Genomic DNA, 20,591 nt, shown 5'->3' with positions numbered 1-20,591 from the left:
GGTCCGGTGCGGCAGGAGCGTCCGGCGGCCGCGCCCGGGCGGTGCGGCTGCTGCCCCCCGCCTTCGCGGCGGCCGTCCTGCTCGACCTCGCCTCCCTCCTCGCCGGCTGGGACACCGGGCACCTCGTCGCGAAACCGCTCCTCATGCCGTTGCTCGCGGCGTACGCGGTGGCCCGGCGCGGGCCGCGGACCCTGGCCGCCGCGCTGCTGTTCGGCTGGGCCGGCGACGTGCTCCTGATGGCCGGGGCGGATCCGGCGTTCCTCGCCGGCATGGCGGCGTTCGCCGCCGGGCACTGCTGCTGGCTCACGCTGTTCGGACGCGGGCGGACCAGCCCGGTGCTCGGCGCCGGGTACGCCCTCGTCCTCGCCGGCGCCCTCGTACTGCTGTGGCCGGACCTCCCCGCCGGGCTGCGGCTGCCCGTCGCCGTGTACTCCGTACTGCTCACCGCCATGGCGTACCGGTCCAGCGCCGCGGGTGCCGTCGCGGGCCTCGGCGGGGCGCTCTTCCTGCTCTCGGACATGCTCATCGCCGTCGGCCTCGCCGACCGGCCGAGGCTTCCCGCCGCCGACTTCTGGATCATGCTCACCTACGCCGCGGCGCAGTACCTGCTGACGGTGGGCGTCCTCGGGCGGGCGTGCGCCCGGGACCGGGCGTACGGTGAACCGCGTACCGACGTCTGAAGAGCGAGGATCCGTCCGACATGCGCGCCACCACCATCCACGCCCCGTTCGACATGCGTGTGGAGGAGGTGCCCGACGCCCGTGTCCAGGAACCGACCGACGTGGTCGTCCGCGTGGTGCGGGCCTGCATCTGCGGCAGCGACCTCTGGGCCTACCGGGGCGAGGCCGAGCGGCAGCCCGGCCAGCGCATCGGCCACGAGTTCCTGGGCGTCGTCGAGGAGACCGGTTCCCGGGTGACCGCCTTCGCGACCGGCGACCTCGTCGTCGCGCCCTTCGTCTGGTCCGACGGTACCTGCGAGTTCTGCGCCGAGGGACTGCAGACGTCCTGCCCGCAGGGCGGATTCTGGGGTTCGCCCGGCAGTGACGGCGGCCAGGGCGAGGCCGTGCGCGTCCCGTTCGCCGACGCCACCCTCGTCGGGCTCCCCGCCGCCGCGCTCTCCGACGAACGGCTGCTGACCGCGCTCCTCGCCCTCTCCGACGTCCTCGGCACGGGCCACCACGCCGCGCTCGGCGCGGGCGTCACCCGGGGCAGCACGGTCGCGGTGGTCGGCGACGGCGCGGTCGGACTCTGCGGCGTCCTCGCCGCCAGGCGGCTCGGCGCCGAGCGCATCATCGCGCTCGGCCGCCATCGGGTCCGCACCGACATCGCCCGTACCTTCGGTGCCACGGACGTCGTCGCCGCGCGCGGTGACGAGGCCGTCGCCGCCGTGCGCGAGCTGACCGGGGGTCACGGCGCGCACGCCGTGATCGAGGCGGTCGGCACGGAGCAGTCGATGCGCACCGCCGTCGGGATCACCCGGGACGGCGGTGCCATCGGCTACGTCGGCGTGCCGCACGGCAGCGGCACCGGACTCGACCTCGGCGTGATGTTCGACCGCAACATCGCGCTGCGCGGCGGGGTCGCCCCGGTCCGCGCCTACATCCCCGAGCTGCTCCCGGACGTCCTGGACGGCACGGTCGACCCGTCGCCCGTCTTCGACCTGACGGTCGGCCTCGACGGCGTCCCCGAGGGCTACCGCGCCATGGACGGGCGCACGGCCCTGAAGGTCCTGGTCAAGCCCTGAGCCGCCGGGCGGCCCGGCGCCGAGGCGCCCGTGCCGGCCGACCGCGCCGTGCCCGGAGGCCGCCCGTGCCCGGAGCCCGCCTGCGCCCGGCGCCCGTGTCCCTTCCGCAGGTCTCCGGCCCGGGCCCGTCCGTTGACGCTGCGTCAGCCGCGACCGCCCGCGCCCGTCCGGCCGCCCACGCGAAGGGGCCCGGGCGTGATTCCCACGCCCGGGCCCCCCTCGCCCGTGCCCGCGTCCGCCCGGCGGGCGGTGGACCGCCTACCGGACGACGCGACCGGCTACCAGCGCACCGCGTCCAGCGCGTCCGCCATGCCGGCACCGTAGAAGCCGTTCTTGCCCTTGCCGCCCTCGCACACCGCGTCGACCGTGCCGTCGCCGTTGATGTCGTACGGGTTGGTGCAGGCGCGGTCGTCGGCCTGTGCGTACAGGAGGGCCTTCACCCCGGCCGCCGACAGCTTCGGGTGCTTCGACTTGATCAGCGCGACGACACCCGCGACGTGCGGGGACGCCATCGACGTGCCCGCCTTGTAGTTCCAGGTGTGGCCGCCCCTGAACGTGGTCGACAGGATCAGCCCGCTGGTGGCGGGGGCCTCCGGCGGCTGGAGGGCGGTGGAGTCGCCGCCCGGCGCCGTGATGTCCACGATCCCGTTGCCGTAGTTCGAGTACGACGACTTGAGCCCCTTGGCGCCGGTCGCCGACACCGTCACCACGCCCGGCAGCATGGCCGGGATGTCCGGGCACTCGCGCGGGTTGACGACCCGTGAGACCGGTGTGGTGTCGTTCGGGCTCGTCGTGTCGGTGACCGCGTCGGAGGCCAGGTCCGCGCGGGAGTTGCCGGCCGCGGCGACGTTCACCACGCCCTTGCGCTCCGCGTACCGGGTGGCCCGGGCGAGCGTCTCGACCAGCGCCTTCTGGTCCTCGTCGGCCTTGCAGTTGTACAGCCACGGGTCGACGTAGTAGCTGTTGTTGGTCACGTCGGCACCGTGGTCCGCGGCCCAGACGAAGCCGCAGAGGACCGCCTCGGTGTAGAAGAACCCGTCCGGGTTCGCGACCTTGAGGCTGGACACCTTCACCCCGGGCGCCACGCCGGTGACCCCGAAACCGTTCTTCGCGGCGGCGATGGTGCCGGCCACGTGCATTCCGTGGTCGCTCTCGTCCGCCGCCGGACGCCAGGCGTCGTTCTCGGTGACCGGTACGCCGCTGACGCAGTTCGCGGACGCCCGGCGGTCGAAGTTCGGCGCGATGTCCGGGTGCGTGTCGTCGACGCCCGAGTCCAGGACGGCGACCGTGACCTTCTCGCTGCCCAGCGAGCGCTGGTGGGCCTTGTCGGCCTTGATGGCGGGCAGGTCCCACTGCAGGGGCTCCAGCGGGTCCTGCTCGTCGGTCGCCCTGGCCGCCGCCGCCTTCGCCTGTGCGGCGGTCAGCGGCTGCTCGGCCTCGATGGCGTTGTCCCGCTGGGGGACCAGCGGGTTGGTACGCGTGGCGCCCGCCGAGGCGACGCCCTTCACCGTGCGGATCTGCTGGGCGAAGTCAGGGTTCTGCGAGTGGACGACGATGACGCCGATCCGGTCGTAGGCGATCACCACCGTGCCGCCGGCCTTCGCGACAGCCCGCTTCACCTTGGCGACGGCCGGTCCGCCGCCGTCGACGTTGACGACGTACGACAGCTTCGGGCCGTTGGTCGAGACGGCGGCAGGCGTGTCGTCGGCGGGGGCGGCGGTCGCCGCGCCCGCGGGCAGGAATCCGAGCGAGGCCGTGAGCGCCAGACCCGCGGGCAGTGCTATCGCGCGCGTCCGTCTGGGTCGCAGATGAGCCATGGGATCTCCACATCATCCGGTTGGCCGCCCAGACACCCCGTGCGTATGGGCGGGTACATGACGAGTGAAGCTATCGCCGATCATCCTGGCGCATCAACGACTTCGGGAACTCGGTTCCGAAAATCGGGCAGAAAAGCGAGCGCGAACGCGTGCGGAGGTGAACCGCTTCGCGGTGGGCTCCGTGCCGTTGTCAGGAGGAGGGGCGAGCCGCCCCCGCTCCCCGTACGCGACCCCGTCCACCCTGTCTGCCGCACCCGCGGCGCGAGGAGAGTCCGTGACCACCGAAGCACCGCCGCCCCCTGGGGGGAAGGACCTCGGTCCCGCCCAGCCCACGACCGAACAGTTCGTCGAGGTGCAGGAGAGCGCGGAATTCGCCGAACTGCGCCGCACCTACCGGTCCTTCGCCTTCCCCCTGACCGTCGCCTTCATCCTCTGGTACCTGCTGTACGTCCTGCTGTCCAACTACGCGGGCGGCTTCATGGGCACCAAGCTCTTCGGCAACATCAACGTGGCCTTCGTCTTCGGCCTCGCCCAGTTCGCCACCACCTTCCTCATCGCCTGGTTCTACGCACGGCACGCGGCCGAGAAGCTCGACCCCAAGGCGGATGCGATCAAGTCCCGTATGGAGGCCGACGCATGAGCAGTACGACACTCCAGGCCGTCGGGCTCGCGGCGGCGAGCGACGCCGGCGAGCACCGCCCGCTGATCATCACCCTGTTCGCGGCCTTCGTCGTCGCGACGCTGTTCATCACGGTCTGGGCCGGCCGGCAGACCAAGGACGCCGCCGACTTCTACGCCGGCGGGCGCCAGTTCACCGGATTCCAGAACGGACTCGCCATCTCCGGCGACTACATGTCCGCCGCGTCCTTCCTCGGCATCGCCGGCGCCATCGCGCTCTTCGGCTACGACGGCTTCCTGTACTCCATCGGCTTCCTCGTGGCCTGGCTGGTCGCCCTGCTGCTCGTGGCCGAACCGCTGCGCAACTCCGGCCGGTTCACCATGGGCGACGTCCTCGCCTACCGCATGCGGCAGCGGCCGGTCCGCACGGCCGCCGGCACATCCACGATCGTCGTCTCGATCTTCTACCTGCTGGCCCAGATGGCGGGCGCCGGTGTGCTCGTCTCGCTGCTGCTCGGCATCACCAGCGACGCCGGGAAGATCGCCATCGTCGGCCTCGTCGGCGTACTGATGATCCTCTACGTCACCATCGGCGGGATGAAGGGCACCACCTGGGTGCAGATGGTCAAGGCGGTCCTGCTGATCGCGGGCACCCTGCTCATCACCTTCCTGGTGCTGTGGAAGTTCAACTTCAACGTCTCCGACCTGCTCGGCACCGCGGCCGAGAAGAGCGGCCAGGGCGCGGCCTTCCTGGAGCCCGGCCTCAAGTACGGCGCCACCGGCACCTCCAAGCTGGACTTCATCTCGCTCGGCATCGCCCTGGTGCTCGGCACCGCCGGTCTCCCGCACATCCTGATCCGCTTCTACACCGTGCCCACCGCCAGGGCGGCCCGTAAGTCCGTCATCTGGGCCATAGGCATCATCGGCGCGTTCTACCTGATGACGATCGCGCTGGGCTTCGGCGCGGCCGCCCTGGTCGGACCCGAGGAGATCACGGCCTCGAACAAGGCCGGCAACACGGCGGCGCCACTGCTCGCCCTGCACATCGGCGGCGCGGACTCCGCGGGCGGCGCGATCCTGCTGGCCGTGATCTCTGCGGTCGCGTTCGCCACCATCCTCGCCGTCGTCGCGGGGCTCACGCTGGCGTCCTCCTCGTCGTTCGCGCACGACATCTACGCCAACGTCATCCGCAGGGGACAGGCCACCGAGAAGGAGGAGGTCCGTGCGGCCCGCTGGGCGACCGTGCTCATCGGCATCGTCTCCATCGCGCTGGGGGCCATGGCCCGCGACCTGAACGTGGCCGGTCTGGTGGCGCTGGCCTTCGCGGTGGCCGCCTCCGCGAACCTGCCGACGATCCTCTACAGCCTGTTCTGGAAGCGGTTCACGACCTCGGGTGCCCTGTGGTCCATCTACGGCGGTCTGGTCTCGTCGGTGGTCCTGGTGCTGTTCTCCCCGGTCGTCTCCGGCAAGCCCTCGTCCATGTTCCCCTCGGCGGACTTCGCCTGGTTCCCGCTCGAGAACCCCGGACTCGTCTCCATCCCCCTGGGCTTCCTGCTCGGCTGGATCGGATCCCTGCTGTCCAAGGAGGAGCCGGACAAGGGCAAGTACGCCGAGCTGGAGGTCAAGTCCCTCACAGGCGTCGGCGCCCACTGAGGAGGAAGACGTCATACGCCTGTACGCGGCCGTGTCGTAGGGTCCTACGACACGGCCGCGTCGTTCCTCGTGGTAAACGGCCCCTGCCGTTGTCGGCGGTCTCGCGTAGGCTCGCTGGTAGTACGAGTTCCTCACTCGCGAAACGAGTGCCAGTACGTCGTCCGGACACGGGGAGGGGGCCCACAGTGCTCATCGACACCTACGGCCGTGTGGCCACTGACCTGCGGGTCTCGCTCACCGACCGGTGCAATCTCCGCTGTTCGTACTGCATGCCGGAGGAGGGCCTGCAGTGGCTCTCGAAGTCCACGCTGCTCACCGACGACGAGATCGTCCGGCTGGTCCGCATCGCGGTGACCCGGCTCGGGATCACCGAGGTCCGTTTCACCGGCGGTGAGCCGCTGCTGCGGCCGGGGCTCGTGGGGATCGTGGAGCGCTGCGCCGCCCTGGAGCCGCGCCCCAAGTTGTCGCTGACCACGAACGGCATAGGACTCAAGCGCACCGCGACGGCCCTGAAGGCCGCCGGGCTCGACCGGGTCAACGTCTCACTGGACACCCTCCGCCCCGACGTCTTCAAGACCCTCACCCGCCGCGACCGCCACCACGACGTCATCGAGGGCCTGGAGGCCGCCCGTGACGCCGGTCTGACCCCCGTGAAGGTCAACACGGTGCTGATGCCGGGGCTCAACGACGACGAGGCCCCCGAGCTGCTCGCCTGGGCCGTCGAGCACGCCTACGAGCTGCGCTTCATCGAGCAGATGCCGCTGGACGCCCAGCACGGCTGGAAGCGCGACGGGATGATCACCGCGGGTGACATCCTGCAGTCCCTGCGTACCCGCTTCGAGCTCACGCCCGAGGGCGAACAGGCGCGTGGCTCCGCACCCGCGGAGCGCTGGCTGGTGGACGGCGGCCCGCACCGGGTCGGCGTCATCGCCTCCGTCACCCGGCCCTTCTGCAGCGCCTGCGACCGCACCCGCCTCACCGCGGACGGGCAGGTCCGCACCTGCCTGTTCGCCCGCGAGGAGACCGATCTGCGCGGCGCGCTGCGCTCCGAAGCGCCGGACGAGGAGATCGCCCGGATCTGGCGGCTCGCGATGTGGGGGAAGAAGGCGGGATCGGGCCTGGACGACCCGGAGTTCCTTCAGCCGCAGCGCCCCATGTCAGCCATCGGCGGCTGAGCCGCGCCCTTCGCCGGGCGCCGCGCTCTCCCAGTCGGAGAGGGTCACGACGTCCTTCAGGAAACCGCGCACTCCGAGGAACGCGGACAGGTGCTCGCGGTGCTCTTCGCAGGCCAGCCACGTCTTGCGGCGCTCCGGCGTGTGCAGCTTCGGGTTGTTCCAGGCCAGCACCCACACGGCGGCGGCTCGGCAGCCCTTCGCGGAGCAGACGGGGGTTTCGGCGCTCACCGGGTCAGTACTCACCGGATCATTGTCCACAACGAGGCGACGCCGAGCAGCCACGGGGGGAGCTGCCCGGCGTCGGTCCGTCGCTCCGACGGGGGATGCGGAGCGCACTGGCAGTATGTCACGCGGAACGGGCCGTGGTGCACCGGAACTTCATGATTGATCTGAGCTTTTCCTGAGCTTCGCGGCGGGCGTCCCGAGGGCCCTGCGGAAGAGCTGCTCAGCCGTGCCGGAACTCCCGTTCCGAGGCATCCTCCGCTCGGGATTCCGCATCGTCCCCCGCGTGCTCCGACCACACCGCCCGGCCGGTGTGCGCGGTGTCCTCCGGTGCCGGCCGCGGCGCCGGAGTGCCGCTCTCGAGTGCGGGCCTCGTGGGCGCCGGCACGAACGTGGCGAGCGGCTTCGGGGCGCTCTCGCGGCCCGCGTTGGCGATCACCACGGCGATGTAGGGCAGCGCCGCACCCAGGACCAGCGCCACGATCGCCACATGGCGCTCGACGTTCCACAGGACCGCGGCCAGGACCACCGCGAGGGTACGGATCGACATGGAGATCACATAGCGGCGCTGACGTCCGCGCACGTCGTCGGCCAGTCCCTGACGGGCACCGGTGATCCGGAAGACCTCGGTCTCCTTGTGCTTCCGCATGTCGTTCCACCACTCGACCGTCGCGCCGGGCCGTCCCGGTACGGACCTGTTCCCACGGTACGCCGCGCGTACGCCGCTTTCGAGACCGGGTCCCCGGTGCCGGGCCCGTGGCGGCGTCGCGTACTGCATACGCCTCCGTCCGACATGCGCCGTATAGCCGATACATCGAAACTGTCCGTAACTGCTCACGTCGATCCGAAAGCGGGAGGCAGCCATGGGCTGGTTGTGGGCGATCATCGTCGGATTCGTGCTGGGGTTGCTCGCCAAGGCGATCCTGCCGGGGAAGCAGCACAGTCCGCTCTGGCTGATCACGATCTTCGGCATCATCGGCGGCATCGTCGGCAACGCCCTCGCGGGAGCGTTCGGCATCAGGGAGACCCCCGGCATCGACTGGGGCCGCCACGCCCTGCAGATCATCGCCGCCCTGGTCATCGTCGGTGTCGGCGACATGCTCTACATGTCCCTGCGCGGCAGGAAACAGGCGGCCTGACCCGGGGTGCCGGACCCGCGGGTACGGCGGTGGGCCCGGACGCAGGCCGGGCGCCGGTACGACGGCGGCGGCCGGGCGGAAAGGAATCCGCCCGGCCGCCGCTCGCATGCCGCCGTGTGTCCGTGCCCGGGGCTCAGCCCGTGACCTCGACCGCGGCCAGGTTCTTCTTGCCGCGCCGCAGCACCAGCCAGCGGCCGTGCAGCAGCTCGTCCGCGGCCGGGACCGCGTCCTCGGCGGTCACCTTCGCGTTGTTCACGTAGGCACCGCCCTCCTTGATGGTGCGGCGCGCGGCCGACTTGCTCGCCACCAGCCCCACCTCCGCGAAGAGGTCGGCCACCGGGGCCGGCTCCGCGACCCGTGCGTGCGGCAGCTCGGACAGCGCCGCCGTCAGGGTCGCCTCGTCCAGCTCCGTCAGCTCGCCCTGGCCGAACAGGGCCTTCGACGCGGCGACGACCGCCGCGCACTGGTCGGCGCCGTGCACCAGCGTCGTCAGCTCCTCGGCCAGCGCGCGCTGCGCGGCGCGTGCCTGCGGCCGCTCCTCGGTGAGCTTCTCCAGCTCCTCCAGCTCCTCGCGGCTGCGGAAGCTGAGGATGCGCGTGTACCGGGAGACGTCGCGGTCGTCCACGTTCAGCCAGAACTGGTAGAACGCGTACGGCGTCGTCATCTCCGGGTCGAGCCACACGGCGCCGCCCTCGGTCTTGCCGAACTTGGTGCCGTCCGCCTTGGTCATCAGCGGTGTCGCGAGCGCGTGCACGTTCGCGTGCGGCTCCAGCCGGTGGATCAGGTCCAGACCGGCGGTCAGGTTGCCCCACTGGTCACTGCCGCCCTGCTGCAGGACGCAGCCGTACCGCCGGTACAGCTCCAGGAAGTCCATGCCCTGCAGCAGCTGGTAGCTGAACTCCGTGTAGCTGATGCCCTGGTCGGACTCGAGCCGGCGGGCGACCGAGTCCTTGGTCAGCATCTTGTTCACCCGGAAGTGCTTGCCGATGTCCCGCAGGAACTCGATGGCGGACATGCCCGCCGTCCAGTCCAGGTTGTTGACCATGACCGCCGCGTTCTCGCCCTCGAAGGACAGGAACGGCTCGATCTGGGCGCGGACCCGCTCCACCCAGGCCGCGACGGTCTCCGGGTCGTTCAGGGTGCGCTCGGCCGTCGGCTTGGGGTCGCCGATCTGGCCCGTGGCCCCGCCCACCAGCGCCAGCGGGCGGTGTCCCGCCTGCTGGAGCCGGCGCATGGTGAGCGCCTGCACCAGATGACCGACGTGCAGGCTGGGCGCGGTCGGGTCGAAACCGCAATAGAACGTGACGGGACCGTCCGCGAGCGCCTTGCGCAAAGCGTCCTCGTCGGTGGACAGGGCGAACAGCCCGCGCCACTTCAGCTCGTCGACGATGTCCGTCACGGTTCCGGTTCTCCTCGAACAGTGGGAAGAAGATGATGGTCGCCCCAAGGGGCATCCAGCAGTCTATGGGGCACCCGAAGGCTCAGACGCCCTGGCTGACCGAGCTCATGTTGAAGTCCGGGATGCGCAGCGCCGGCATGGCGGCCCTGGTGAACCAGTCGCTCCACTCCCGCGGCAGCGTCTTCTCCGTCGGCCCGGCCTCCTGGGCCCGCGACAGCAGATCGACGGGCGACTCGTTGAAGCGGAAGTTGTTCACCTCGCCGGTGACCTCGCCGTTCTCGACGAGGTAGACGCCGTCCCTGGTCAGCCCGGTCAGCAGCAGTGTGGCCGGATCCACCTCCCGGATGTACCAGAGGCAGGTCAGCAGCAGCCCCCGCTCGGTCGACTCGACCATCTCCGCCAGCGAGCGCTCACCCCCGGCGTCCATGATCAGGTTGTCGGCGGCGGGGGAGACCGGCAGCCCGGTCAGACCCGCGCTGTGCCGGGTGGTGATCAGCCGCTCCAGCGTGCCCTCGCGCACCCACTCCGTCGAGGGCACCGCCAGACCGTTGTCGAACACCGAGGCGTCGCCGCCGGAGGAGTGGGCGATCACGAACGGTGCGCACTCCAGGCCCGGCTCGTCCGGGTCGCTGCGCAGCGTGAGCGGCAGCGCGGACAACGACTCACCGATCCGCGTGCCGCCGCCCGGCTTGGAGAAGACCGTACGGCCCTCGACGGCGTCCCGGCCCGACGAGGACCACAGCTGGTAGATCATCAGGTCGGCGACCGCGGTCGGCGGAAGCAGCGTCTCGTACCGGCCCGCGGGCAGCTCGACCCGGCGCTCCGCCCAGCCCAGCCGGACCGCCAGCTCGGCGTCCAGTGCCGCCGGGTCGACGTCCTTGAAGTCCCGTGTCGAGCGGCCCGCCCAGGCCGAGCGGCTGCGGTCCGGCGACTTGGCGTTGAGCTCCAGCGTCCCGTTGGGCTGGTCGTGGCGCAGCCGCACCCCCGTGGACGTGGCGAGGTAGGTCGAGGTCAGCTCGTGGTTGGCGAAGCCGTACAGCTCACGCCCCCCGGCGCGGGCGCGGGCGAAGGACTCACCCAGCGCGGGCGCGAAGTCGGCGAAGACGGCCGACGAGGTCTCCGCCGGGGCGTCGGTGAAGTCTCCCGCCACCGGGACCCCGCCGACCAGCGGCTGAGCGTCCTCGGCGGGACCCGCGGCCCGTGCGGCCGCCTCGGCCGCCCGGACCAGCGGCTCCAGGTCCGCGGCCGTCACGGCCGACCGCGACACGACTCCGGACGCGGTGCCCTGCGCCCCGTCCACGGTCGCGATCACGGTGAGCGTACGGCCCCGGGTCACGCCGTTCGTGGTGAGGGTGTTCCCGGCCCAGCGGAGATTGGCCGACGAGTGCTCGTCGGCGATGACGACACAGCCGTCGGCGGTGGACAGTTCGAGGGCACGCTCGACGATCTCGTGCGGCTTGCTGACGGGGCTCATCGACCGGCCTCCTGGGTGGTGTTCAAGATGTTGACGCCGCGGAACAGCGCGGACGGGCAGCCGTGCGACACGGCCGCGACCTGGCCCGGCTGGGCCTTGCCGCAGTTGAAGGCGCCTCCCAGGACATACGTCTGCGGGCCCCCGACCTTCTCCATCGAGCCCCAGAAATCCGTCGTCGTCGCCTGGTAGGCGACGTCGCGCAGCTGGCCCGCCAGCCGGCCGTTCTCGATCCGGTAGAAGCGCTGGCCGGTGAACTGGAAGTTGTAGCGCTGCATGTCGATCGACCACGACCGGTCCCCGACGACGTAGATGCCGCGCTCCACCCCGCCGATCAGGTCCTCCGTCGACAACCCGCCCGGTTCGGGCCGGAGCGACACGTTCGCCATCCGCTGCACCGGGACGTGCGAAGGCGAGTCGGCGAAGGCGCAGCCGTTGGAACGGCCGAGGCCCGTGAGGCGCGCGATGCGCCGGTCGAGCTGGTAGCCGACGAGCGTGCCGTCCTTCACCAGGTCCCAGCTCTGCGCCTCGACGCCCTCGTCGTCGTAGCCGATCGTCGCCAGCCCGTGCTCCGCGGTGCGGTCCCCGGTCACGTTCATCACCGGCGAGCCGTAGCGCAGCTTCCCGAGCTTGTCGAAGGTCGCGAAGGACGTGCCCGCGTACGCCGCCTCGTAGCCCAGCGCCCGGTCGAGCTCGGTGGCGTGCCCGATCGACTCGTGGATCGTCAGCCACAGGTTCGACGGGTCCACGACCAGGTCGTACGTCCCCGCCTCGACGCTCGGCGCGCGCATCTTGGCGGCCAGCAGCTCCGGGATCTCCTCCAGCTCCGAGTCCCAGTCCCAGCCGGTGCCGGTCAGGTACTCCCAGCCGCGGCCCACCGGCGGCGCGATCGTGCGCATCGAGTCGAACTCGCCCGTGGTCTCGTCCACGGCGACGGCCGTGAGCTGCGGATGCAGCCGCACCCGCTGCTGCGTGGTGACGGTGCCCGCCGTGTCCGCGTAGAACTTGTTCTCGTGCACGGTCAGCAGCGAGGCGTCCACGTGCGCCACGCCGTCCGCCCGCAGCAGCCGTGCGCTCCAGTCCGCCAGCAGCGCCGACTTCTCCTCGTCCGGGACGTCGAAGGGGTCGGTCTCGTACGAGGAGATCCAGGTGCGGTCCGCGTGCACCGGCTCGTCGGCCAGCTCGACCCTCTCGCCGGAGCCGGCGGCCGCGATCACCTTCGCCGACAGCTTCGCCATCGCCACCGCCTGGCCCGCCACCCGGGCCGCGCCGTCCATGGTCGGATCGACACCGGACGCGAACCCCCAGGCCCCGCCGTGCACGACGCGGACCGCGTACCCCAGGTCGGTGGTGTCCGACGAGCCGGCGGGCTTGGCGTCCCGCAGCCGCCATGCCGCGCTGCGCACCCGCTCCAGCCGGAAGTCGGCGTGCTCGGCGCCGAGCGCCCGCGCCCTGGCGAGCGCGGCGTCGGCGAGCGCCCGCAGCGGCAACGCCGTGAAGGCTTCGTCGATGGAATGAGCCACGAATGTCTCCTGTCCTGGTGGGACCGGTCGGCACAGCACCGGTCGTCGCACCGATCATGTCGCGCCCGGGTGCCCGCTGCCTACCGCTTTCTGTAGGGACCCGACAGCGCATCCGTGACGCCACTGTCAGGGGTCGATCCCCTGCACAGAGGGCGGTACCGATAGGTTTTCGCAGTATCAGACCGCTATCGAAAGGGTGATCCGTTGAGCCGCTCGGTTCTCGTCACCGGAGGAAACCGGGGCATCGGCCTCGCCATCGCCCGCGCTTTCGCCGAGGCCGGAGACAAGGTCGCGATCACGTACCGGTCCGGTGAGCCACCGGCGGAACTGGCCGAGCTGGGCTGCCTGCCGGTCCGCTGCGACATCACCGACGCCGAACAGGTGGAGCAGGCCTACAAGGAGATCGAGGAGAAGCACGGTCCCGTGGAGGTGCTCGTCGCGAACGCCGGCGTCACCAGGGACCAGCTGCTGATGCGGATGTCCGAGGAGGACTTCGTCACCGTCCTCGACACCAACCTCACCGGCACCTTCCGCGTCGTGAAGCGTGCCAACCGCGGCATGCTCCGCGCCAAGAAGGGCCGCGTCGTCCTGATCTCCTCGGTGGTCGGGCTGCTCGGTTCGGCGGGTCAGGCCAACTACGCCGCCTCCAAGGCCGGGCTGGTCGGCTTCGCGCGGTCCCTCGCCCGCGAGCTCGGATCGCGGAACATCACCTTCAACGTCGTCGCGCCCGGCTTCGTCGACACCGACATGACCAAGGTGCTCACCGACGAGCAGCGCGCGGGCATCGTCTCGCAGGTCCCGCTCGGCCGTTACGCGCAGCCGCAGGAGATCGCCGCAGCGGTGCGGTTCCTCGCCTCCGACGACGCCTCGTACATCACTGGAGCCGTCATCCCGGTTGACGGCGGATTGGGCATGGGTCACTGATCACATGAGTGGAATCCTCGCCGGCAAGCGCATTCTCATCACCGGTGTGCTGATGGAGTCCTCCATCGCCTTCCACGCCGCGAAGCTGGCCCAGGAGCAGGGTGCGGAGATCATCCTGACCGCCTTCCCCCGGCCCACGCTGACCGAGCGCATCGCCAGGAAGCTCCCGAAGCCGACCAAGGTCATCGAGCTCGACGTCACCAACGACGAGCACCTCGGCCGTCTCGCCGACATCGTGCGCGAGGAGCTGGGCGGTCTGGACGGCGTCGTCCACTCCATCGGCTTCGCGCCGCAGGACGCGCTCGGCGGCAACTTCCTCAACACGCCGTTCGAGTCCGTGGCGACCGCCATGCACGTGTCCGCGTTCTCGCTGAAGTCGCTGACCATGGCCTGTCTGCCGCTGTTCCCGCAGGAAGGCGCCTCGGTGGTCGGTCTGACCTTCGACGCCCAGTTCGCCTGGCCGCAGTACGACTGGATGGGTCCGGCGAAGGCCGCGCTGGAGGCCACCTCCCGCTACGTGGCCCGTGACCTCGGCAAGCAGAACGTCCGCTGCAACCTGATCTCGGCGGGCCCGCTCGGCTCGATGGCCGCGAAGTCCATCCCGGGCTTCGGCGACCTCGCGGACGTGTGGAACCACCGCTCCCCGCTGGAGTGGGACATGGCCGACCCGGAGCCCACCGGCCGCGGCATCGTCGCGCTGCTGTCCGACTGGTTCCCGAAGACCACGGGCGAGATCATCCACGTCGACGGTGGCGTGCACATGATGGGTGCGTAACGCAGCGTCACCCACGGACGGCCGTCACCTGGTCGCTTTCGATGCCCTGGTCACCCGCTGTGTGCGGGAGGCCGGGGCATCGCCCGTTCGGGTCAACGCAGCGGGCGGACCGGCACCCGTCCGGGGGACCCTGGAGAGGCAATCCCTCCCTTGTGGTGCAGCAGCGGCGCGAGCCGCAGTACGGCCGAGGAGGTACTGGTTGTGCGTACGTCGTGGCGATCCGCGTCCGTGCTCGGGGTGCTCGGGGTCCTGGTGTGGCCCGCGTCCACGGCTGCCGTCTCCGAGCCGCCGCGCGAGCCCGCGCCCCGGCCCTTCGGGGCCGCGTGCAGCGTGTACGTCGAGGGCTCCAGGGCCACGGCCCACTGCCACAACCCGTACCTGGACACCGACCGGGTGCAGCTCCACGTCGAGTGCGAACGCTGGTGGGACGTGGACGCGGACAGCACGCCCGTCGACCTCGGCCCGACCGGCCGCGCCACGCTCAGCGAACGCTGCTGGAAGGAGATACGCAGCGTGTGGGTGAGCCACCTGCGGCGCTGAGCGTCCCGCCGCGGCCGGCGCCGGGCACGTCCGGCCCGGGGCGCCTCCTCGCCGTTTCCGCCGGGCCCGGGACGCTTCCCGCCTTCCGCGGCCGGCACGGGGTGGCCTTCGTCGTGTGCCGTCACACCCCGCCGCGCAGGCACTGGAACGGGTAGCTCGCCGCCTCGGCGGCCGCCGTCCCGCCGTCGTGGGCGCGGATCGCCTCCAGCAGCCGGCCGTGGTCCATGTGGTTCTCGGGGCGCAGTTCCCGGCCCACGTCGTCCCGCAGCCAGTCGCGCAGCAGATCGCCCAGGTCGGCGTAGAGCGCGGTCAGCACGTCGTTGTGGGAGGCGGCGACGACGGCCAGGTGGAAGGTGGCGTCGGCGGCGACGAACCGCTCGGCGTCCCCCGACTCCCACGCCTCCTCCCGCCGGGCCAGCAGCGCGTCCAGCTGCTTCATATCCTTCTCGGTACGCCGTTCCGCGGCCAGCCGGGCCGCCGAGGACTCCAGCGTGGAGCGCAGCTCGGCGACGTGGCGGGGATCGGCGCCGGCGAACCTGCGGTGCATGACCCCGGCCAGTTCGCTGGTGGCGACCACATAGGTCCCGGAGCCCTGGCGGATGTCCAGCAGCCCGTTGTGCGCCAGCGCCCGGACCGCCTCGCGGACGGTGTTGCGGGCGACACCCAGCTGCTCGACCAGTTCCGGCTCGGTCGGGATCCGTGAGCCCACCGGCCACTCGCCCGAGGTGATCTGGTTCCGCAGCTCGGTGATCACCTGGTCCGAGAGGGCGGAACGCCGGGGAGAGGTCAGTGCCATGGTGCTCCTTGTCCGGGGGAGGGTCCACGGCCCGGCCGTCCCGCCGTCGGCTCCGGCACTCCGGCAGCCGGGCCCCGCGGGACTGTCCGGGATTGGACAACCAATCATCCCATGATTCTATGATGGCTTCCATGCCGGACGAGACCCAGACCCTGAGCCCCGCCGCCACGGCGGTCCGTACTCCCGCCGATTCTTCCGTCTCCCGCGGCGGAAAGCCGCCGGCCTGGGTCCTCCGGCTCGTCGTCGCCGGTCTCGTGCTTGCCGCACTCAACCTCCGGCCCGCCATCACCAGCCTCGGCGCCCTCCTGGAGGAGGTCCAGAACGGCCTCCACATGAGCGGCAGCGTGGCCGGGGTGCTCACCTCCGTGCCCCCGCTCTGTTTCGCCGTCTTCGGGCTCGCCGCACCCAGGCTCGCCCAGCGCTTCGGGGCCGCGGCGGTGGTCTGCGCGGGCATGGTGGCCATCACCGCGGGGCTGGCGCTCCGCCCCTTCGCCGGCGGCACCGCGGCGTTCCTCGCCGCCAGTGCGCTCGCGCTCATGGGCATCGCCGTCAGCAACGTGCTGATGCCGGTGATCGTCAAGCGCTGGTTCCCCGACCGCATCGGCAGCGTCACCGGTCTGTACTCCATGGCGCTGTCCCTCGGCACCGCGGTCGCCGCGGCCGCGACCGTGCCCATGACCCGGGCGCTGGGCGGCGGTTGGCGTACCGGTCTGGCCGTCTGGGCCGCGCTCGCCGCCACCGCCGTACTGCCGTGGATCCCCCTGGTCCGCCACCGCGGTACGGACACCGCGCCCCCCACCACGGGCGCGCGCGCCACCGGCACGACCGCGCAGGCCCCCGGGACGGTACGCGCAGCAGGGACCGCGCAGATCCCCGGGACGGGACGCGCAGCAGGGACCGCGCAGGCCCCCGGGACGGTACGCGCAGCAGGGACCGCGCAGATCCCCGGGACGGCACGGGGCGGCGCCCCGCGTGTCGCCCGCAGCCGTACCGCCTGGGCCCTCGCCTGCTTCTTCGGTCTCCAGGCCACCGGCGCGTACATCACCATGGGCTGGATGCCGCAGATCTTCCGCGACGCCGGGGTCCCGGCCGGCACCGCGGGCGTGCTGCTCGCGGTGACCATGGTCATGGGCGTTCCGCTCGCCTTCGTGATCCCCCGGCTCGCCGCCCGGCTGAGGACGCAGGGCCCGATCGTCCTCGCGCTCGGGCTGTGCGGACTGACCGGCTACACGGGGCTGTTCCTCGCCCCCGCCGCCGGAGCCTGGGCCTGGGCGCTGCTGCTCGGCATCTCCAACTGCGCCTTCCCGCTCGCGCTGACCATGATCGGAATGCGCTCCCGTACCGGCGCCGGGGTCGTCCGGCTGTCGGCCTTCGCGCAGAGCACCGGTTATCTGATCTCCATCCCCGGACCCCTGCTCGTCGGCGTCCTCTACCAGCACAGCGGCGGCTGGGGCCTCCCGCTCGCGCTGATGGCGGGACTGATCGTGCCGCAGATGGCCGCCGGCGTCCTCGCGGGCCGGGACCGCACGATCGAGGACGAAGCGGGGATGCGACACTGACCCCATGCCTGTGCTCGACCCGAACCCCCCGAACGGCCAGAAGAAGCTCCTGCTCGTCTTCGGCACGATGATCGGCATCACTGTGATCATCGGCATCATCGCCTCGATCGCCTCGCCCTGAGTGTCCCGACGGGGGTTTTCCCCACCGTCCCCTAGGGGGCGGGTGTCAGGGTGAAGTGGGTGGCTCACCGGATGGGCGGCCGGGGCCATGATCCGTAGGTTGGAAGCAGCTCAGCAGGAGCGCAGCTTCGGACCTCACGGAGGCGGCCATGTCGGCCCGTACGCACCCCCGGCACCACGGCCCGGCGGCCGTCGGCGGCGACCCCGGGGCCGCGAGCGGCGGCACCGCACCGAGGCCGGCCGTCCGTGCGCGGCCGAGGAGCGTGGGAACCGCACTGACGAGCGGCGTGGGAACGGCACCGAGCGGTGTCGAACCCGGACCGAGGAGTGCCGACACCGGACTGCGCTGGTGGGCCGTCGTCCTGCCCGTGCTCGCCTTCTCCGCGCTGCTCCTGCTCGTGACCGGAGCGAGCGAGGCGCAGGCAGCCGCGGCCCACTCGCCGGTGACGTTCCTCGGCTGGATCCAGCTGGCCCTGACCGGCTCCTGAACCCGGCGCCGTGCCTGCCACCGCCGACGTGTTCCCCCTTCGTGCGGTGCCCCCAACACCCTGCGCCTGCTGGCTGATTTCATGCGAAGCTGGGGAACATGAGCGCCGATACACCGCGAAGGATCGTCCTACTCCGCCATGCGAAGGCCGACTGGCCCCAGGTGTCCGACCACGAGCGGCCGCTCGCCGACCGTGGCCGCATGGACGCCCCCGTCGCCGGACGCAAGCTCGCCGACACCGGTATCCCCTTCGACCTCGCCCTGTGCTCGACCGCGACGAGGACCCGCGAGACCTGGAAGCTCGCGGTCCACGAGTTGCCCGAGCGGCCCAGGACCGTGTACGAGGAGCGGCTCTACGAGGCGTCCCTAGGAGATCTGCTCGCGCTGCTCAACGAGACCCCGGACGAGGTCACCGAGCTGCTGCTCATCGGCCACAACCCCGGGATGCACGCCCTCGCCGACGCCCTCTCGGGCAAGGCGGAGGGCGACGCCCTGCAGCGGATGAACCGCGGCGGCTTCCCGACCGCGGCGTTCGCGGTGGTCGGCTTCTCCGGCTCCTGGAAGTCCGTCGAGCACGGCGTGGGCACGCTCCTCGACTACTGGGCCCCGCACGACTGACCGGCGCACACCGCGCAGGAGACGGCCCCGGTGCGTACGCGGCGCACCGGGGCCCTTCCGTCTCCTCCGTCCCCCGCCGGCCGCCGAAACCGTCCGGCGCCGTACGGGCCGGGAGGCACCGGCCTCAGTCCTCGTGGGCGTCCGCGGCCTCGACCTCTTCGCGGGTGATCCCGAGCAGATACAGCACCGCGTCCAGGAAGGGCACGTTGACGGCCGTGTCCGCGGCCTTGCGGACCACGGGCTTGGCGTTGAAGGCGACGCCGAGTCCGGCCGCGTTCAGCATGTCCAGGTCGTTGGCGCCGTCGCCGATCGCCACGGTCTGGGCGAGCGGCACCCCGGCCTCCGCCGCGAAACGGCGCAGCAGCCGCGCCTTGCCGGCCCGGTCCACGATCTCGCCGGTGACGCGTCCGGTCAGCCTGCCGTCCACGATCTCCAGCGTGTTCGCCGAGGCGAAGTCGAGGCCCAGACGCTCCTTGAGGTCGTCCGTGACCTGGGTGAACCCGCCCGAGACCACGCCGACTTGGAAGCCCAGGCGCTTCAGCGTGCGGATCAGGGTGCGTGCGCCGGGGGTGAGCCGTACCTCCGTGCGCACCTTGTCCACCACCGACGCGTCCAGGCCCGCCAGCAGCGCCACCCGGGCGTGCAGCGACTGCTCGAAGTCCAGCTCCCCGCGCATCGCCGCCGCCGTGACCTCCGCGACCTCCGCCTCGCAGCCCGCGTGCGCGGCGAACAGCTCGATGACCTCGTCGGTGATGAGCGTCGAGTCGACGTCCATGACGACCAGGCGCTGCGCCCGGCGGTGGAGACCGGCCGAGACGACCGCGACGTCCACCCCGATCTCCGCCGCCTCCGTCGCCAGAGCGGTCCTCAGCGGTTCGGTCTCGCAGCCCGAGACCGCGAACTCCACTGCGGTGACCGGATACTTCGCCAGCCGGTGGATACGGTCGATGTTGCCGCCGGTGCCGGTGATCCTGGCCGCTATGGCTGCCGTGGACTCCGCGGTCAGCGGATGCCCGAGCACGGTCACGTGCGAACGCCCGCTGCCCCGGGGCCGGTTGTCGCCGAGGCCCGAGATGATCTCGGCCTGCAGCTTCAGCGACTCGGCCCAGCTGTGCACGGTGGCGCGCAGTTCGCCCTCGGTGCCGGCGGCCGGCTCGGTGACGAGTGCGCACAGGGTGATGCGCCCCCGCGTGACGACCTGCTCGATGTCGACGACGTCGACCGAGAAGGCGGCGAGAGTGTCGAAGAGCCCGGCCGTGATGCCGGGGCGGTCCTTCCCGAAGATCTTCACCAGCAGGGTGGGGACGTCGGGCGTCTGCGGGGGCTGCGATGCGCTCATGGTGCTCCCACCGTATCGGGCACTCCGTGCCAGGCGCCGCCCCGTCCCGCGTACCGGACAGTCGGCGGCCCTCCCAGGATACGTGCAGGTGGCAGCGGGGTTGCCGCAGGGCCCGACGGCGGCGGTACGGGGTGCCGAGGGCGCGGTTCCGTTCGTACGGCGGGCGCGGAAGCGCCCGTGTGGCGGTCCCGGAACGCCCGCCGGAGGGGTGGGGGTGGTCGGTCCTGCGTGCCTGGCACGGTTCCGGCCCGGGTGGCCGAGGGCGGTCGGCGGCACGCCACGGTGGGTACGCGGCGCGGTCCGCCGGCCCGCGGCAGCGCCCCGGACCCGCAGTCTCAGCGCCAGCCGGGACCGGTGCCGACCGCTACCGCGGGCAGGGCGCCCGACGGCGTCGCCCGTCCCCCCGTCGCGGGCACCGTGACCGCCGCGGTCGTCGAGTCCCGTCACACGGCCGCCGATGTCCTCAGAAGCCCCCGATCCGCACGGACTTGCCCCTTTCCCGCACGTTCCGTGCGTACTCGTGCCACCCGCCCCCCTCCGGGGTGTTTCTCCTCAGCCGGCGGCGCACGGGCAGGCGGGTGGAGGCCGTATTCACACGGCCCGACTTTCCGATACGCGACCGTGCCTGGAATAGTTCCCCACGATGTTCGCCATCCCTAGACTCCCGTTGAC

At 71.8% G+C, this 20,591-nt stretch carries 21 protein-coding genes; 13 read left to right on the top strand and 8 right to left on the bottom strand.

Features of this window, described 5'->3' with window-relative positions:
• The first annotated feature begins 41 nt into the window (after nucleotides 1-41).
• Together QRN89_RS07410 and QRN89_RS07405 are read left to right on the top strand one after the other, a co-directional pair.
• Nucleotides 42-680: a lysoplasmalogenase gene (locus QRN89_RS07410; RefSeq protein ID WP_290353609.1), complete on the top strand. Its 639-nt coding sequence runs from the start codon at nucleotides 42-44 to the stop codon at nucleotides 678-680.
• Nucleotides 681-700: 20 nt separating this feature from the next.
• A complete protein-coding gene (locus tag QRN89_RS07405) occupies nucleotides 701-1,744 on the top strand; it encodes a zinc-dependent alcohol dehydrogenase family protein (RefSeq protein WP_290348549.1) in 1,044 nt (347 codons plus the stop codon).
• 278 nt (nucleotides 1,745-2,022) lie between these two features.
• Here the strand turns inward: QRN89_RS07405 and QRN89_RS07400 are convergent, their stop codons facing one another.
• Entirely contained in the window at nucleotides 2,023-3,561 is a 1,539-nt protein-coding gene (locus QRN89_RS07400) for a S8 family peptidase (protein ID WP_290348548.1), read from the bottom strand.
• A gap of 274 nt (nucleotides 3,562-3,835) precedes the next feature.
• Between QRN89_RS07400 and QRN89_RS07395 the strand changes: the two genes are divergently transcribed.
• The 3 genes from QRN89_RS07395 (at nucleotide 3,836) to moaA (ending at nucleotide 7,007) form a co-directional block, all read left to right on the top strand.
• Nucleotides 3,836-4,201 (top strand): DUF485 domain-containing protein, encoded by a 366-nt coding sequence (locus QRN89_RS07395; protein ID WP_290348547.1) that lies wholly within the window; start codon nucleotides 3,836-3,838, stop codon nucleotides 4,199-4,201.
• Nucleotides 4,198-5,832 carry a monocarboxylic acid transporter gene (locus tag QRN89_RS07390; protein ID WP_290348546.1) on the top strand — a complete coding sequence of 545 codons (1,635 nt, stop codon included), beginning with the start codon at nucleotides 4,198-4,200 and terminating at the stop codon, nucleotides 5,830-5,832. The genes QRN89_RS07395 and QRN89_RS07390 overlap by 4 nt, the downstream gene beginning before the upstream one ends.
• Before the next feature lie 185 nt (nucleotides 5,833-6,017).
• On the top strand, nucleotides 6,018-7,007 hold the full coding sequence (gene moaA, locus QRN89_RS07385) for a GTP 3',8-cyclase MoaA (protein ID WP_290348545.1): 990 nt from the start codon (nucleotides 6,018-6,020) through the stop codon (nucleotides 7,005-7,007).
• Here moaA and QRN89_RS07380 read toward each other — a convergent pair.
• The gene (locus tag QRN89_RS07380) at nucleotides 6,990-7,250 is read right to left on the bottom strand and encodes a hypothetical protein (RefSeq protein WP_290348544.1); all 261 of its coding nucleotides are present in this window, start codon (nucleotides 7,248-7,250) and stop codon (nucleotides 6,990-6,992) included. The two genes, moaA and QRN89_RS07380, sit on opposite strands and share 18 nt — an antisense overlap.
• A 202-nt stretch (nucleotides 7,251-7,452) precedes the next feature.
• Nucleotides 7,453-7,878, bottom strand: coding sequence for a DUF3099 domain-containing protein (locus QRN89_RS07375; RefSeq protein ID WP_290348543.1), 426 nt, complete (start codon nucleotides 7,876-7,878; stop codon nucleotides 7,453-7,455).
• 214 nt (nucleotides 7,879-8,092) lie between these two features.
• Between QRN89_RS07375 and QRN89_RS07370 the strand changes: the two genes are divergently transcribed.
• Nucleotides 8,093-8,368, top strand: coding sequence for a GlsB/YeaQ/YmgE family stress response membrane protein (locus QRN89_RS07370; protein WP_290348542.1), 276 nt, complete (start codon nucleotides 8,093-8,095; stop codon nucleotides 8,366-8,368).
• Nucleotides 8,369-8,501: 133 nt separating this feature from the next.
• Here QRN89_RS07370 and tyrS read toward each other — a convergent pair whose 3' ends face one another.
• The 3 genes from tyrS to QRN89_RS07355 all read right to left on the bottom strand — a co-directional run bounded on the left by tyrS (nucleotide 8,502) and on the right by QRN89_RS07355 (nucleotide 12,761).
• On the bottom strand, nucleotides 8,502-9,767 hold the full coding sequence (tyrS, locus tag QRN89_RS07365) for a tyrosine--tRNA ligase (RefSeq protein ID WP_290348541.1): 1,266 nt from the start codon (nucleotides 9,765-9,767) through the stop codon (nucleotides 8,502-8,504).
• Between the two features lie 82 nt (nucleotides 9,768-9,849).
• The gene (locus QRN89_RS07360; RefSeq protein ID WP_290348540.1) at nucleotides 9,850-11,241 is read right to left on the bottom strand and encodes a metallopeptidase TldD-related protein; all 1,392 of its coding nucleotides are present in this window, start codon (nucleotides 11,239-11,241) and stop codon (nucleotides 9,850-9,852) included.
• A complete protein-coding gene (locus QRN89_RS07355) occupies nucleotides 11,238-12,761 on the bottom strand; it encodes a TldD/PmbA family protein (RefSeq protein WP_290348539.1) in 1,524 nt (507 codons plus the stop codon). Before QRN89_RS07355 ends, QRN89_RS07360 begins: the two co-directional genes overlap by 4 nt.
• A gap of 204 nt (nucleotides 12,762-12,965) precedes the next feature.
• Here QRN89_RS07355 and fabG point away from each other — a divergent pair, with 204 nt between their 5' ends.
• The 3 genes from fabG (at nucleotide 12,966) to QRN89_RS07340 (ending at nucleotide 15,000) form a co-directional block, all read left to right on the top strand.
• Nucleotides 12,966-13,685, top strand: a complete 720-nt coding sequence (gene fabG / locus QRN89_RS07350) for a 3-oxoacyl-[acyl-carrier-protein] reductase (RefSeq protein WP_290348538.1) — start codon at nucleotides 12,966-12,968, stop codon at nucleotides 13,683-13,685.
• Between the two features lie 4 nt (nucleotides 13,686-13,689).
• Nucleotides 13,690-14,460, top strand: coding sequence for an enoyl-ACP reductase FabI (gene fabI, locus QRN89_RS07345; protein WP_290348537.1), 771 nt, complete (start codon nucleotides 13,690-13,692; stop codon nucleotides 14,458-14,460).
• A 201-nt stretch (nucleotides 14,461-14,661) separates the two neighbouring features.
• On the top strand, nucleotides 14,662-15,000 hold the full coding sequence (locus tag QRN89_RS07340) for a hypothetical protein (RefSeq protein WP_290348536.1): 339 nt from the start codon (nucleotides 14,662-14,664) through the stop codon (nucleotides 14,998-15,000).
• 121 nt (nucleotides 15,001-15,121) lie between these two features.
• On the opposite strand, the gene QRN89_RS07335 is transcribed toward QRN89_RS07340, so the two are convergent.
• On the bottom strand, nucleotides 15,122-15,796 hold the full coding sequence (locus QRN89_RS07335; RefSeq protein WP_290348535.1) for a FadR/GntR family transcriptional regulator: 675 nt from the start codon (nucleotides 15,794-15,796) through the stop codon (nucleotides 15,122-15,124).
• A gap of 131 nt (nucleotides 15,797-15,927) precedes the next feature.
• On the opposite strand from QRN89_RS07335, the gene QRN89_RS07330 reads away from it, so the two are divergent.
• From QRN89_RS07330 to QRN89_RS07315, 4 genes are all read left to right on the top strand, one after another.
• Nucleotides 15,928-17,355, top strand: a complete 1,428-nt coding sequence (locus QRN89_RS07330) for a CynX/NimT family MFS transporter (RefSeq protein WP_290348534.1) — start codon at nucleotides 15,928-15,930, stop codon at nucleotides 17,353-17,355.
• A 4-nt stretch (nucleotides 17,356-17,359) separates the two neighbouring features.
• Complete coding sequence (locus QRN89_RS07325) at nucleotides 17,360-17,476, top strand: SGM_5486 family transporter-associated protein (RefSeq protein WP_267905275.1); 117 nt, start codon at nucleotides 17,360-17,362, stop codon at nucleotides 17,474-17,476.
• Between the two features lie 148 nt (nucleotides 17,477-17,624).
• Entirely contained in the window at nucleotides 17,625-17,963 is a 339-nt protein-coding gene (locus QRN89_RS07320) for a hypothetical protein (protein WP_290348533.1), read from the top strand.
• 98 nt (nucleotides 17,964-18,061) lie between these two features.
• Nucleotides 18,062-18,580, top strand: coding sequence for a SixA phosphatase family protein (locus QRN89_RS07315; RefSeq protein ID WP_290348532.1), 519 nt, complete (start codon nucleotides 18,062-18,064; stop codon nucleotides 18,578-18,580).
• A 124-nt stretch (nucleotides 18,581-18,704) separates the two neighbouring features.
• On the opposite strand, the gene serB is transcribed toward QRN89_RS07315, so the two are convergent.
• Nucleotides 18,705-19,919 carry a phosphoserine phosphatase SerB gene (gene serB, locus QRN89_RS07310; protein ID WP_290348531.1) on the bottom strand — a complete coding sequence of 405 codons (1,215 nt, stop codon included), beginning with the start codon at nucleotides 19,917-19,919 and terminating at the stop codon, nucleotides 18,705-18,707.
• Nucleotides 19,920-20,591 lie beyond the last annotated feature (672 nt).

Origin of the sequence: Streptomyces sp. HUAS CB01 (assembly GCF_030406905.1) — a bacterium.
Classification (GTDB): Bacteria; Actinomycetota; Actinomycetes; order Streptomycetales; family Streptomycetaceae; genus Streptomyces; species Streptomyces chengbuensis.
The sequence above is the reverse complement of the archived record's forward strand: the minus strand, read 5'-3'. Positions and strand labels throughout refer to the sequence as shown.